General features: G+C 57.5%; 13 protein-coding genes. All 13 read left to right on the forward strand.

What is annotated here, in order from left to right; translation table 11 throughout:
• The first annotated feature begins 265 nt into the window (after positions 1 to 265).
• The 13 genes from arnC to EQV90_RS05840 all read left to right on the forward strand — a co-directional run bounded on the left by arnC (position 266) and on the right by EQV90_RS05840 (position 13,017).
• Positions 266 to 1,279 (forward strand): undecaprenyl-phosphate 4-deoxy-4-formamido-L-arabinose transferase, encoded by a 1,014-nt coding sequence (arnC, locus tag EQV90_RS05780; RefSeq protein ID WP_003445413.1) that lies wholly within the window; start codon positions 266 to 268, stop codon positions 1,277 to 1,279.
• Complete coding sequence (arnA, locus tag EQV90_RS05785; protein WP_029612633.1) at positions 1,276 to 3,267, forward strand: bifunctional UDP-4-amino-4-deoxy-L-arabinose formyltransferase/UDP-glucuronic acid oxidase ArnA; 1,992 nt, start codon at positions 1,276 to 1,278, stop codon at positions 3,265 to 3,267. The genes arnC and arnA overlap by 4 nt, the downstream gene beginning before the upstream one ends.
• The gene (gene arnD / locus EQV90_RS05790; RefSeq protein WP_003445409.1) at positions 3,267 to 4,151 is read left to right on the forward strand and encodes a 4-deoxy-4-formamido-L-arabinose-phosphoundecaprenol deformylase; all 885 of its coding nucleotides are present in this window, start codon (positions 3,267 to 3,269) and stop codon (positions 4,149 to 4,151) included. Before arnA ends, arnD begins: the two co-directional genes overlap by 1 nt.
• Positions 4,148 to 5,797: a lipid IV(A) 4-amino-4-deoxy-L-arabinosyltransferase gene (arnT, locus tag EQV90_RS05795; RefSeq protein WP_160627586.1), complete on the forward strand. Its 1,650-nt coding sequence runs from the start codon at positions 4,148 to 4,150 to the stop codon at positions 5,795 to 5,797. The genes arnD and arnT overlap by 4 nt, the downstream gene beginning before the upstream one ends.
• Complete coding sequence (gene arnE, locus EQV90_RS05800; protein ID WP_003445404.1) at positions 5,794 to 6,138, forward strand: 4-amino-4-deoxy-L-arabinose-phosphoundecaprenol flippase subunit ArnE; 345 nt, start codon at positions 5,794 to 5,796, stop codon at positions 6,136 to 6,138. The genes arnT and arnE overlap by 4 nt, the downstream gene beginning before the upstream one ends.
• Positions 6,135 to 6,542 (forward strand): 4-amino-4-deoxy-L-arabinose-phosphoundecaprenol flippase subunit ArnF, encoded by a 408-nt coding sequence (arnF, locus tag EQV90_RS05805; protein ID WP_003445402.1) that lies wholly within the window; start codon positions 6,135 to 6,137, stop codon positions 6,540 to 6,542. The genes arnE and arnF overlap by 4 nt, the downstream gene beginning before the upstream one ends.
• Positions 6,539 to 7,903, forward strand: a complete 1,365-nt coding sequence (locus EQV90_RS05810) for a UDP-glucose/GDP-mannose dehydrogenase family protein (protein ID WP_003445400.1) — start codon at positions 6,539 to 6,541, stop codon at positions 7,901 to 7,903. Before arnF ends, EQV90_RS05810 begins: the two co-directional genes overlap by 4 nt.
• Positions 7,904 to 7,978: 75 nt before the next feature.
• Positions 7,979 to 9,586, forward strand: a complete 1,608-nt coding sequence (locus tag EQV90_RS05815) for a phospholipid carrier-dependent glycosyltransferase (RefSeq protein WP_240877864.1) — start codon at positions 7,979 to 7,981, stop codon at positions 9,584 to 9,586.
• 144 nt (positions 9,587 to 9,730) lie between these two features.
• Positions 9,731 to 10,294, forward strand: coding sequence for a nicotinamide riboside transporter PnuC (pnuC, locus tag EQV90_RS05820; RefSeq protein ID WP_003445396.1), 564 nt, complete (start codon positions 9,731 to 9,733; stop codon positions 10,292 to 10,294).
• The gene (locus EQV90_RS05825) at positions 10,291 to 10,815 is read left to right on the forward strand and encodes an AAA family ATPase (protein ID WP_010656538.1); all 525 of its coding nucleotides are present in this window, start codon (positions 10,291 to 10,293) and stop codon (positions 10,813 to 10,815) included. Before pnuC ends, EQV90_RS05825 begins: the two co-directional genes overlap by 4 nt.
• Positions 10,816 to 10,938: 123 nt before the next feature.
• Positions 10,939 to 11,406 (forward strand): tail fiber domain-containing protein, encoded by a 468-nt coding sequence (locus EQV90_RS05830; protein ID WP_003445392.1) that lies wholly within the window; start codon positions 10,939 to 10,941, stop codon positions 11,404 to 11,406.
• A 593-nt stretch (positions 11,407 to 11,999) separates the two neighbouring features.
• Positions 12,000 to 12,440 carry a hypothetical protein gene (locus tag EQV90_RS05835; RefSeq protein ID WP_003445389.1) on the forward strand — a complete coding sequence of 147 codons (441 nt, stop codon included), beginning with the start codon at positions 12,000 to 12,002 and terminating at the stop codon, positions 12,438 to 12,440.
• Between the two features lie 4 nt (positions 12,441 to 12,444).
• Positions 12,445 to 13,017 carry an adhesin gene (locus EQV90_RS05840; protein WP_127195427.1) on the forward strand — a complete coding sequence of 191 codons (573 nt, stop codon included), beginning with the start codon at positions 12,445 to 12,447 and terminating at the stop codon, positions 13,015 to 13,017.
• Positions 13,018 to 13,070: the final 53 nt, after the last annotated feature.

The following is a 13,070-nucleotide window of genomic DNA, read 5'->3' on the forward strand; positions in this document are numbered from 1 at the left end:
ATAACAGCTGTCTAGCCCTTAAAAGCATGGGACCTTGATCGAACTTTCATAGGTTTTTCACAACTCTGCGTTTAACGTATGCTCATTCCTGCGACGGAAGTACGCAAAAGTCTGCAACAAAATCATGCAGATAACGTAGTCCGATGACTTTACCTTTAGACATAATAGTCTTTACTCCACGTGCACGCGAGCCTTGGCCTGCGCGCAAGTAGATCGACTTTTACCGAGTCGTCTTGTGCCATTGAAACTGACTGGAACGAATAATTTGAAACCCTACCCTATCCAGTGCGTGTCGATCGTCATACCGGTCTACAACGAAGAGCAGAGTCTTCCTGAGCTATTGCGCCGTACTGAAGCAGCCTGTGCACAGTTGACGCAGGCCTATGAAATCGTTCTGGTCGATGACGGCAGCCGGGATCAATCGGCGCAAATCCTCGAGGACGCGGCTGCACGCGAAGGCAGCCCGGTAGTTGCGGTAATTCTCAATCGTAACTATGGGCAACATGCTGCGATCATGGCGGGCTTCGAGCATTCCAAAGGCGATGTTGTCATCACTCTGGACGCCGACCTGCAAAATCCGCCGGAAGAAATCCCGCGCCTGGTCGCCCAGGCAGCCCTGGGCTACGACGTGGTCGGCACAGTGCGCAACAATCGTCAGGACTCCGCCTGGCGCCGCTGGCCGTCACGGCTGATCAACCTAGCTGTGCAACGCTCGACAGGTGTTGCCATGAGCGATTACGGCTGCATGCTGCGCTGCTATCGCCGCTCCATCGTTGAGGCCATGCTCGCCTGTCGCGAACGCAGTACGTTTATCCCGATTCTCGCCAACAGTTTTGCCCGGCACACCACTGAAGTGCTGGTCGAACATGCCGAGCGCGAACACGGTGATTCCAAGTACAGCCCCATGCGCCTGATCAACCTGATGTTCGACCTGATCACCTGCATGACCACCACACCTTTGCGTCTGCTGAGCATCATCGGTTTCAGCATGGCGGTACTGGGCGTGCTCTTCGCCATTGCATTGATCATGCTGCGCCTGATCTTCGGCGCCTCGTGGGCCGGACACGGCACCTTCGTACTGTTTGCGGTGCTGTTCGTGTTTACCGGCGGCCAATTTATCGGCATGGGGCTACTGGGCGAATACCTGGGCCGCATGTACAGCGATGTGCGGGCCCGGCCACGGTTTTTCATTGAAAAAATCGTTCGCGCCGAACCTGCAACTTCTACCGTTTCAACTTGCACCCCGACTTCTTCAACTTCGACACAGGTTCAATCATGAGTTTGAAAGCCGTTGTTTTCGCCTATCACGATATTGGCTGCACAGGCATTGAAGCCTTGCTCAATGCAGGCTACGAAATTGCTGCTGTGTTTACCCATGCCGATGACCCGAAAGAAAATAACTTTTATGGTTCAGTCGCCCAGCTGTGTGCCCGCAAAGGCATTCCGGTACATGCACCGGAAGACGCCAACCATCCGCTGTGGATCGAACGTATCCGCAAGCTGAACGCCGACTACATTTTCTCGTTTTACTACCGCAACCTGTTGGGCGAAGAGTTGCTGGCCAGCGTCAGCCAGGGTGCTTTCAACCTGCACGGCTCGTTGCTGCCGCGCTACCGCGGCCGCGCTCCGGCGAACTGGGTACTGGTCAAGGGCGAAACCGAAACCGGCGTGACCCTGCACCGTATGGTCAAACGAGCCGACGCAGGCGACATTCTGGCGCAACAACGGATCAGCATCGAACGCACCGACACCGCACTGACCCTGCACGGCAAATTGCGCGAAACCGCTGCCCAGTTGCTGGCCGAAGCCCTGCCGCTGCTGCCCCAGGGCAAGCTCAAGGAAACCCCGCAAGACGAATCCAAAGCCACCTACTTTGGTCGTCGCACGCCAGCTGATGGCCTGCTGCAGTGGGCACGCCCTGCAGAAGAGCTGTTCAATCTGGTTCGGGCTGTTACTCAACCTTATCCGGGGGCCTTCTGTGCAGTGGGCGAGCACAAACTGATCGTCTGGGGCGCCGAAGTGGTTGCCGGTAACCAGGGCCACGCACCGGGCCAGGTCATCAGTTGCGATCCGCTGCGCATCGCATGTGGTCAGGACTCGCTGGTAGTGACTGCCGGTCAGCGCAATGAAAACGGCTTGTACCTGAGCGGCCCGCAACTGGCCCGGGAACTGGGTCTGGTAGAAGGTTCGCGTCTGCGCGGTAGCGAGTCGGGTCGCAAGGCCCGCCGTACCCGCGTCCTGATCCTGGGGGTTAACGGCTTTATCGGTAACCACCTGTCCGAGCGCCTGCTGCAGGACGACCAGTACGAAGTTTACGGTCTGGATATCGGTTCTGACGCCATTGAGCGTCTGCGCAGCCACCCGAACTTCCACTTTGTGGAAGGTGATATCAGCATCCACACCGAGTGGATCGAGTACCACATCAAAAAATGCGACGTGGTTCTGCCGCTGGTGGCCATCGCCACGCCAATCGAATACACCCGCAACCCGTTGCGTGTATTCGAACTGGACTTCGAGGAAAACCTCAAGCTGGTGCGCTACTGCGTCAAATACAACAAGCGTGTGATCTTCCCGTCCACGTCCGAAGTGTATGGCATGTGCCAGGACAAGAACTTCGACGAAGACACGTCCAACCTGATTGTTGGCCCGATCAACAAACAGCGCTGGATCTACTCGGTCTCCAAGCAACTGCTGGACCGCGTGATCTGGGCCTACGGCCAGAAAGGCCTGAAGTTCACCCTGTTCCGTCCATTTAACTGGATGGGCCCGCGTCTCGACCGTCTGGACTCGGCACGGGTTGGCAGCTCGCGCGCCATCACTCAGCTGATCCTGCACCTCGTGGAAGGCACCCCGATTCGTCTGGTAGACGGCGGCGAACAAAAACGCTGCTTCACCGACGTGGCCGATGGTATCGAAGCTCTGGCGCGCATCATCGACAACAAAGGCGGCAAGTGCGACGGCCAGATCATCAACATTGGCAACCCGGAAAACGAAGCCAGTATCCGTGAACTGGGTGAAGAGTTGCTGCGTCAGTTCGAAGCGCATCCGCTGCGTGACAACTTCCCGCCATTTGCCGGTTTCCGCGATGTTGAAAGCCAGTCGTTCTACGGCACCGGCTATCAGGACGTGAGCCACCGCAAGCCAAGCGTCGAGAACGCCCGTCGCCTGATCGACTGGACCCCGACGACCGAACTCAGCGAAACCATTGGCAAGACCCTGGATTTCTTCCTGCGTGAAGCCATGGTTGAAATCGCGGAAAAACGCTAATGCAAGCTGGACTGCGCATAGATGTCGATACCTACCGTGGAACCCGAGAAGGGGTTCCGCGGTTGCTCGAACTGCTCGATGAAGCCCAGATCAAGGCCACGTTTTTTTTCAGCGTGGGGCCTGACAATATGGGCCGCCATTTATGGCGGCTGATCAAGCCCCAGTTTTTCTGGAAGATGATGCGTTCCAAGGCCGCCAGCCTCTATGGCTGGGATATTTTGCTGGCCGGCACTGCCTGGCCAGGAAAGCCCATCGGCAAGGATCTGGGGCATTTAATGCGCCAGACCCTGGCTGCGGGCCATGAGGTCGGCTTGCATGCCTGGGATCACCATGGCTGGCAAGCCAACACCGGGCGCTGGAGCGAGGCGCAACTGATCGAGCAGATCCGGCGCGGCGTCGACACCTTGAGCGACATTACCGGCCAGGCGGTCGAATGTTCGGCCGCCGCCGGCTGGCGTGCAGACGAGCGCGTAGTCCAGGCCAAGGAAACCTTTGGCTTTCGTTACAACAGTGATTGCCGCGGGCACAGTCTGTTTCGGCCAAGGTTGGCCGACGGCAGCCTGGGCGCGCCGCAAATCCCTGTGGATCTACCCACTTTCGATGAAGTGGTCGGGCCAGAGCTGAGTGCCGCCGACTTCAATTCATACATTCTTGATCGCTTCAGCCCACAAAAGCTGAATGCGTACACTATCCACGCTGAAGTAGAAGGGATTCTGATGGCTAACGACTTCCGTCAATTACTGGCGCAGGCCCGTACCCGTGACATTCATTTCCAGCCCTTGCGGGATTTGCTGCCCGCCGATCCCGACAGTATTGCAGCCGGACAATTGAGCCGGGGCGTACTGGACGGGCGTGAAGGCTGGCTGGGAGTGCAGAAACCATGACTCAGCGCTGGACGATACCGCTTCTGGTTCTGGCTTTTATCGCGTTTTATCTGTTGCCGCTGGGCACCCACGGTTTGTGGATCCCGGACGAAACACGCTACGCGCAAATCGGCCAGCAAATTCTGGTCGACGGCAACTGGATCACCCCGCACTTCATGGACTTGCGTTACTTCGAGAAGCCGATTGCGGGCTACTGGATGATCGCCATAGGCCAGGCCATTTTTGGCGAAAACCTGTTCGGCGTGCGCATAGCCTCCGCCGTTGCCACCGGCCTCAGCGTGTTTCTGGCCTATGTCGTGGCCCGCCGTTTGTGGAATGACCCGCGCAAGAGCTTTGCCTGCGCCCTGGTCTACATGACATTCGGCTTGATCGCCGGCCAGGCGGGTTACTCGAACCTCGACCCGCAGTTCACTCTGTGGGTTAACTTGAGTCTGGTCGCGTTGTGGTTTGCGGTTGACAGCAGCACCCGGCGCGATCGCCTGATCAGTTGGGCTGTACTGGGTTTTGCCTGTGGCATGGGCTTTATGACCAAAGGCTTTCTGGCCCTGCTGTTGCCGGTGTTGATTGCCCTGCCCTACATGATCTGGCAAAAGCGCTTTGTCGAGCTGGTCAAATACGGTCTGGTGGCCATGCTGGTGGCCGCCCTTGTATCGCTGCCCTGGGTCCTCGCCGTTCACGCCCAGGAGCCTGACTACTGGCGCTTCTTCTTTTGGCACGAGCATATTCGCCGTTTTGCCGGTGACGATGCCCAGCACGGGCGCCCGTGGTGGTTCTATCTGCCGCTGCTGGTGGTTTCCAGCCTGCCCTGGGCAGCCCTGTTGCCCGTTACGTTCAAGGATGCGTGGCAGAACAAGCGCCATGCCAGCGTAGTTTTCGTGTCGCTATGGTTTCTGCTGCCGCTGGCCTTGTTCAGTCTGAGCAAAGGCAAGTTACCGACCTACATCATGCCCTGCATGTTGCCGCTGGCTCTGTTGCTTGGCCACGGGATGATCCAGCGGGTAGAACAGGCCAAAACCGGTGCCTTGCGCTTTAACGGCCTGGTCAACTTGCTGGTGGGCAGTGCGGGACTGGCGGCCCTGATCTACTTCCAGATCAAGAAACCGTTCTATGACAACGAGCCGCAACACATGGCGTTGCTGGTCGGCGTGCTGCTGACGTGGATCGTCACCGGCCTGCTGACACTTTCCCGGCCGCTGAAGATGTGGGCGGCGCCTGCCCTGGCTATGGGGGTTCTGGTGCTTGCGTTACCAGCCAGCATGCCCAGCAGCGTTGTGCACAACAAAATGCCCGATCAGTTCATTCTTGAGCATATCCAGGAGCTGTCCCAGGCCAAAACCTTGCTCAGCAACGATCTGGGTGCAGCCTCTGCCTTGTCCTGGCGCCTGCGCCGCCCCGATGTGACGCTGTACAACACCCAGGGTGAAGTCAAATACGGCCTGACCTATGACGATGCCAAAGGCAAAAGCATTGCGTTGGCCGACATTGGCCCGTGGATGACTGAAGCGCGACGCCAGGGTCCGGTGGGCGTGGTAATGCGGGTCAAGGACAGCGATGAAAGCCATGAAATGGACATGCTGCCTGAAGATGGCCAGCGTTATGACGACGGCAACATGGTGATTCTGATCTTCCCGCAGAGCGCCCAATGACATTTGCACTTCTGTTGCTGGCCTGCCTGCTGACCTGCGCAGGCCAGATTGCCCAAAAATACGCAGTCGAAAGCTGGCGCGGCCCCGAGTCCGGGGTTGCGCAAAAGCTGCAATCGCCCTGGCTGTGGCTGGCACTGCTGTGCCTGGGCTTCGGTTTGCTGGTATGGCTGCTGGTACTGCAACGGCTTGAAGTCGGGGTTGCCTACCCGATGCTCAGCCTGAATTTTGTGCTGATCACCCTGGTAGCCCGCTATCTGTTCAAAGAACACATCGATCGGCGTCACTGGATAGGTGTAGGGCTGGTAATTGCCGGTGTGGTCCTGTTAGGACAACACACATGAGCCTGCGCCGTGGATTTGTCTTTGCCTCGGCCAGCGTGTTGCTGGTCAGCACGGCCCAACTGGGCATGCGCTGGAGCATGACCCGCCTGCCGGAACCTGCTCAATGGCTGAGCGCGATCAGTCAGGGGGAGGTATCAGTGCCGGCGCTGGGTGTGGTTTTTGCGGCCATCATGGCCTACGCGCTATCGATGCTCTGCTGGCTGCTGGCCTTGCGGGACTTGCCCCTGGGCCGCGCCTATTCGCTGTTAAGCATCAGTTACGCCCTGGTGTACCTGCTGGCCGCCAGCCTGCCGGTGTTCCATGAAAGCTTCACCCTTTCGAAAACCCTTGGTGTGACCTTGGTCATTCTGGGGGTACTAACGATCAACTCTCGACGTACCCCAAGTTCCAGGAACTGCGCATGAAAATCAGTGTATTTGGTAGTGGTTATGTAGGCCTGGTGCAGGCGACGGTATTGGCGGAAGTCGGCCACGATGTGATCTGCATGGACATCGACCAGAAGAAGGTCGAACTGCTGCAACAAGGTCATGTCAGTATTTTTGAACCGGGACTCTCCAGCCTCGTGCGGGATAACCTTGAAAGCAAGCGCCTGCGATTTACCAGCGATGAGAAACTCGCGGTTGAGCACGGCCAGGTGCTGTTTATCGCCGTGGGCACCCCGCCCAGCGAAGACGGTTCGGCAGACCTGGGCGCAGTATTCTCGGTCGGAGACGCAGTCGCCCGCCATCGCGTTGAACCGTTGATCCTGGTAGAAAAATCCACCGTTCCAGTAGGCACCGGCGACGCCCTGACGATCCATATCAATAAAGCGCTGAGCCAGACCGGGCGCTCGTTGCAATTCGACGTAGTGTCCAACCCCGAATTCCTCAAGGAAGGCTCGGCAGTGACTGACTGCCGCCGTCCGGATCGCATCATCATCGGCTGCGCCCGTGAAGAAGTGCGCGAAGTGATGCGCGACCTTTACGCCCCGTTCAACCGCAACCATGACCGTATTATTTTCATGGACCTGCGCAGCGCCGAGCTGACCAAATACGCCGCCAACTGCATGCTCGCCACCAAGATCAGCTTTATCAACCAGATTGCCGAACTGGCAGAGCACCTGGGGGCCGACATTGAAGCAGTGCGCCTGGGCATCGGTGCCGATACCCGCATCGGCTACCACTTTATTTACCCTGGCTGCGGCTATGGCGGCTCGTGTTTCCCCAAAGACATGCGCGCGCTGATCCACAGTGCCCAGCAAGTCAATTGCTCCAGCGACCTGCTGCAGGCGGTTGAAGCCATCAACGAACGCCAGAAGCACAAGCTGTTCGATCGCATCAACGGGTTCTTCAAAGGTGATCTGAAAGGTAAAACCTTCGCCCTGTGGGGCCTGGCGTTCAAACCCAATACCGACGACATGCGCGATGCACCGAGCCGCGTATTGATGCAGGCACTGTGGGATGCCGGCGCCGACGTTCGCGCATTCGACCCTGAAGCCATGCAGGAAACCCAACGGTTGTACGGTGACGAACCGCGCCTGAGCCTGATGGGGACTCCGGAATCGACCCTCAACGGAGCCGACGCACTGATCGTGTGTACCGAGTGGCAACAATTCAAGGCGCCGGACTTTGATCTGATCAAGGCCCGCCTCAAAACCCCGGTGATCTTCGACGGACGCAACCTGTATGACGGCGAGCGTCTGGCGCGTGCAGGGTTGCAGTACTACCCGATGGGGCGTGGCGAGTCCTGCAACTTGCCAGTGTCCCAAGGTTCAACGACCGTTTGATGAAATGACAGCGCCGCCATTGGCAACAATGGCGGCGCTTTTTTTTTGTACTGTTTTGAGGCAGGGAAACTCGAGATGCAGGCCAATTATTCTTCCAGCAGTTTACGTGCACTGCACCGTCAGTCATTGATTTTAGGCGCACTGGTACTGGTGCTGTTCATCTTGGGTGAACCGCAACTGGCGGCGATCGGTTTTGATTCGCGCTTTGTAATGTTTGCCAAGGAAATGCTGCGTCACGGCCCGGGCTTTTTTCCGACCACCTACGGCCAGCCATATGCTGACTACAGCGCCACTTCGACTCTGTTCACCTGGTTATTGTCCTTGCCGTCTGGACAGGTGACCAGCCTCACCGCATGGCTGCCCACAGCCATTGCCGGTGCGCTGATTGTTACTTTGATGTATCGCCTGGTCGCACCGCAGTCCAGGACCTGGGCGCTGGTCAGTGTGGCGCTGTTGCTGCTGAGCATGACCTTTGTCACCGAAACCCGCGCCGTCTCCCTGGATCAAATGCTTGCAGCCGTCAGCCTGGCAGCGTTTTATCTGGCCTATGCACACGACCATTTTTCTGCACCGCGCCGGCATCACTGGCTACTGCTTTTGCTGGTACTGGGGTTTGCCATACGCGGCCCGATTGGCCTGGTCATTCCCACCGGCATGCTCTGCAGTTACTACCTGCTCAGCGGTCAATGGCGCCGGCTGATCAGCGTTGGCCTGCAAGCGCTGATTCTGCTGGCTGCGTGCATAGGTACCCTGTTGTTGCTGGCCTGGATCAGCGGCGGTGAGGCCTTCGTCCATGAAGTGATCCGCATGCAAGTGACTGGCCGCATGGACGGTACGGAAGGTGCGAGCAGCACCCTGTATTACTTCACCAGTTCCATGGGCAACTACGCACTGGCGTACCCGCTGGCGGTGCTGGTACTGGTGGCGACCCTGATCGTCGGGCGCAAGCAATCGGGCCCGGGGCTGCAGCTGGTCAAATACTGCGTGGGCGCCGGCTTGATCGTAATGATCGGGCTGTCGATCCCGCAGGCGAAAAAAGCCCGTTACCTGCTGCCCATGTTGCCGATGGCGGCGATCATTGCGGCGTATCCGTTTCAAGGTTTGCAGGGACGGGTCCATGCCGGGCTGCGCGGTTTGATTCAGGGGCTTTTCCTGCTATTGCCCGCGTTGTTGATGGTGGGCCTGAGCATTGTGCGCAAACGCTTTGACGACCAGCTGCCTTCATTGACTGCGATCTTTATGGTGCTGGGCGTGCTGCAAGTGGCGGCGCTGGTCCTGCTATTCAGGGCGCAATGGCGAACGGGCGGTTTGGCGGCATGCGCCGTTCTGGCGTTGTGGGCCTGCTTCATCATGGTGTTCGAACCGGTGGAGCGCGAACTGTATGACACCCGTAACTTTACCGAAAACGCCATGCGCATGATCGACCGCGAGCCTGCCCCGCTAGTACTGCACGGCATGGGCAAAGACGCCAAGGCCATCAAGTTCATGGTCAATGTCAATCGCGACCTGCTGCCGCTGTTCACCCGGGCCGACGCCGAGCTGGAGGCCCTGCCAGCCCCGGTATGGATCGTTATGGACCGCAAGGATTATCAGGGGCTGCAAGGCACAGCCTTGGGCAATGTAGTACCGGCGTTGAGCGGTCGCTTCGACAAGAATGACTACGTGTTGCTGCACATCCCTTGAACCTGTAGTCGCTGACGAGACACCAAGGCTGCGATCACTTTGCGCAGCCTTCGGTCCTCATCAGCGACGATGTGAATCCTGCTAGAGCTGCCACCTGCCTGCAGGTACAATCCCCGCCCTTCTTCACTCATCCCGGAAATGCCAATGTCAGGGCTCGAACTGTTTGCCGCCGCGCTTGGCGTCATCGCCGTCTGGTTAACAGTCAAACAAAACCCCTGGTGCTGGCCCATCGGCCTGGTGATGGTGCTGCTGTATAGCTGGATATTCTTCGGCATGAAGCTGTACTCGGGCATGCTCCTGCAAGTCTTCTTTGCCCTGCTGCAAGTTTATGGCTGGTGGCAGTGGACCCGCGCCGGGACACAGCACGAGGGCCGTGTGGTTACCCGGTTAAGCCCTTTGCAAGTCCTCGCGGGCCTCAGCGCAGGTGCTGTTGGCAGTCTGGTTCTGGGCGCGGCAATGGCCCGCTGGACTGACTCCGGCGTCCCTTGGCAAGATGCAGCGCTGACCGCATTCAGCCTGGTCGCGCAATTGTGGATGGCACAAAAGCGCCTGCAATGCTGGGCCCTGTGGTTTGTCATCGACGTGCTCTACATCCTGTTCTTTGCCTGGCAAGAGCTGTACCTGACAGCAGGCCTGTATGCACTGTTCACGGTTATTGCCATTCAGGGCTGGCGTGACTGGCGCCGCGATCCGGCGCTGCGCACATGAAGGTGGTCGTACTGGCGGGGCCGGAGTCGAGTGGCAAAAGCTGGCTGGCGGCGCTCTTGCAGCAGCGATTTGGCGGCGTACTGGTGGGCGAATACGTTCGTTATTTTATCGAGCAAAACCCCCGGGACACCTGCCTGGCCGATATTCCGGCGATTGCTGCAGGTCAACTGCAATGGGAGGATCAAGCCCGTGCCCAACAGCCAGAACTGCTGATTCTGGACACCCATTTGTTAAGCAACATCCTGTGGAGCCAGACCCTGTTTGGCGACTGTCCGGCATGGCTTGAACCCGAACTTCTCAGCCGGCATTACGACCTGCACTTGCTGCTGTCACCCGACGATGTGGAATGGATACCCGACGGCCAGCGTTGCCAACCATCTCTGGCTGAACGCCAAAGGTTTTTCGCTGCCAGCCTTCAGTGGCTGGAGCACCACCATCAACCCGTGCAGATCATCAGAGGTGACTGGCAGGCCCGTCAGCAACAAGCTTGTGCCGCGGTTGAACACTTGCTGGCGCAATAAGAATTTTTAGGAAGATTCTTAATGAATTCAGAGTATTCCTAGATCCAGCAGCAACTGGAAGTTTTACCTTGAGGCCAGTCGTCAAACATTTGACGACGGGCTATCTCAACCTCAAGGAAAATAATGAAATCAATATTCTTTGTCTCGGGTGTCTTTGGCGCCATGTCCCTGGCCTTTGCGGCCAACGCCCTGGCTCAAGCTGACAGCCGTCCTGCACCGTTGGCCAATAGCAGCCAATGCTCACCAAGCAACCCGACCGGCCCTGGCTGCCCTCCGTTTGGCGGCCCCGGCGACATTGGCGCCGAGTGCTGCCCGTTCAGCGATGAAAGCCTGAAAACCAAAGTCGTGCCGCTGACATCGGCTACCGAGAATCTGCTGAAGATTCAGGGCGTCACCTTCGAATGGAAAGATGGCGGGCGCAAGGACATCGGGGTTATCGCCCAGGAAGTGGCCAAGGTGTATCCACAGCTGACACGCACCAAGGATGGTTTGATGCAGGTCGACTACGACAAACTGGTGGCTCCACTGATCGAATCGATCCGCGAACTTAACCAGCGCATTGAAACCCTGGAAAAAGCCCAAGCCAAGTAAATAGCCGGGTGCATGACCGCTGCCTCCCCCCTTCTGGTCGGTGGTCTGCACCCTGCATGGCTTACATATGTACGAAAGCTCATAAAAAGCCACCCTGTTTGTGAATCGAATTAAAAATGCGCAGCAGACGATATTGGCTTGTTTGAACAACGACTGATCGCCAGCCTGGGTAGTGCTCAATTAATAAATCCTCCAAGCCAAGGCAACTTATTCAGCAATCTCCAGTCTGTTAATCAGGACACCGGGAGTTTGCAATGGGCACTGGAAAAGTTAGCGCTTCGAGCCGCCAATATGTCCATTCATGAAACACCGAGTTAGCCTGCAAGCCGATTATTGGCGGCGTCCTAAAATATCCTGAATAAATGTAACGTTTCTGAAACACCCCCTCTCGTATCAAGTGCAACGTAAATTCCTTGTTTCCCTCCGCAATAATAGCCTCGCGCTGTCTCACGTTTGAAACATCGACGCCATGCACTGACTCATCACGCTCTGTGAGCGCTTGTTTTTAATCACTTAATTTAAAGTGGCACAACTACTGCTCTTCCCTTCGTAGCGCCGACCAGGGCCAGCTCCAATAAAGAAGGAACACAATCATGGGGAATATATATCGTGGCAAACACCGCCTGCTGACAGCGTGCAGCCTGACTGTTCTGTTCGGTATCTACAGCACTGCTCAAGCAGGTGGTAATGGCGTGATTGTACTTACCCGCGATGTTCAACCTTTTGCAGTCGGCAACCCGGCCATGCATCCGGACCCTAACCCCACGACTGTAAACGCGAACCCCGCAGTGCGTATCACCAGTGCTTCCAGTGAGCTCAGTGATGGTGATTTCGCCAGTGTCAGCAGCGGTGCCTCAATTACCCACTCGATGATGCCCAACGGCAACGCTCTGCCAGGTTTGAATACAGCCAATGGCCTGCCAGGTATGGCCAGCGGTCATGGTGGTGGCAGCGGCGGTTCGATCAGCAACACCATCAATCGAAGCATCGAGCAGGGCATGAGCCCGCTCACCGCTCTGAGTCAGGGGAAATAACATCATGAACATTCCCCTGCCCTTGCTGGTTGCTGTGCTGCTTGCCAGTGCTCAGGTTCACGCAGCCTCCGATAACAACGCCGAAATCAACAATTCCGGCCTCAGCTACCGCGGCAACATTACGGTAAACCAGGCTGCGGGCGATCAACAGCAGCAGGTAAATAGCCGGGCAATTGCCATCGGCACCCAGGGCCTTGCCTCAACCCGGATCAGTCAGAAACTCAACACTGCGGCCGACCCTTCGCTCAATGCCAAGGCCGCGATACAGGGCAACTCATTCAGTAATGGCAGCGGTGTGCTGGGGGTCAACCAATCCTCCGGTGCCAACAATCAAATGATCAATGCAGTGCGGATCGGCATTAGTGCCCAGCCACAAGGCATCGATGACAGCGCTTTGTCACAGCAAAACGTGGCGCTGTTACCAGGCTCCGGAACCGTACTCCCCGTAAGTGGCAGCCGCCAGGTCGTTACCAGCGACCAGGCCTTCACCGGCAGCCGCGGGGTCGTGCAGTTGAACCAGAGTGCAGGGGTGGGGAACCGCATGGCTAACACCCTGAACGTCCGGGTTGCCGACTGACCCGATTACAACGCAGTGCAATTAGAAAGTGCCAACACGTAACTCAACTAATA

The sequence above is a fragment of the Pseudomonas sp. TMW22089 genome, assembly GCF_022496645.1.
Classification (GTDB): Bacteria; Pseudomonadota; Gammaproteobacteria; order Pseudomonadales; family Pseudomonadaceae; genus Aquipseudomonas; species Aquipseudomonas paraversuta.

What these genes read in the sequence shown, in the direction of transcription:
- arnA (WP_029612633.1), top strand. Translation starts at nt 1,276, where the DNA reads ATGAGTTTGAAAGCCGTTGTTTTCGCCTATCACGATATTGGCTGCACA.
- arnD (WP_003445409.1), top strand. Translation starts at nt 3,267, where the DNA reads ATGCAAGCTGGACTGCGCATAGATGTCGATACCTACCGTGGAACCCGA.
- arnT (WP_160627586.1), top strand. Translation starts at nt 4,148, where the DNA reads ATGACTCAGCGCTGGACGATACCGCTTCTGGTTCTGGCTTTTATCGCG.
- arnE (WP_003445404.1), top strand. Translation starts at nt 5,794, where the DNA reads ATGACATTTGCACTTCTGTTGCTGGCCTGCCTGCTGACCTGCGCAGGC.
- arnF (WP_003445402.1), top strand. Translation starts at nt 6,135, where the DNA reads ATGAGCCTGCGCCGTGGATTTGTCTTTGCCTCGGCCAGCGTGTTGCTG.
- EQV90_RS05810 (WP_003445400.1), top strand. Translation starts at nt 6,539, where the DNA reads ATGAAAATCAGTGTATTTGGTAGTGGTTATGTAGGCCTGGTGCAGGCG.
- EQV90_RS05815 (WP_240877864.1), top strand. Translation starts at nt 7,979, where the DNA reads ATGCAGGCCAATTATTCTTCCAGCAGTTTACGTGCACTGCACCGTCAG.
- pnuC (WP_003445396.1), top strand. Translation starts at nt 9,731, where the DNA reads ATGTCAGGGCTCGAACTGTTTGCCGCCGCGCTTGGCGTCATCGCCGTC.
- EQV90_RS05825 (WP_010656538.1), top strand. Translation starts at nt 10,291, where the DNA reads ATGAAGGTGGTCGTACTGGCGGGGCCGGAGTCGAGTGGCAAAAGCTGG.
- EQV90_RS05830 (WP_003445392.1), top strand. Translation starts at nt 10,939, where the DNA reads ATGAAATCAATATTCTTTGTCTCGGGTGTCTTTGGCGCCATGTCCCTG.
- EQV90_RS05835 (WP_003445389.1), top strand. Translation starts at nt 12,000, where the DNA reads ATGGGGAATATATATCGTGGCAAACACCGCCTGCTGACAGCGTGCAGC.
- EQV90_RS05840 (WP_127195427.1), top strand. Translation starts at nt 12,445, where the DNA reads ATGAACATTCCCCTGCCCTTGCTGGTTGCTGTGCTGCTTGCCAGTGCT.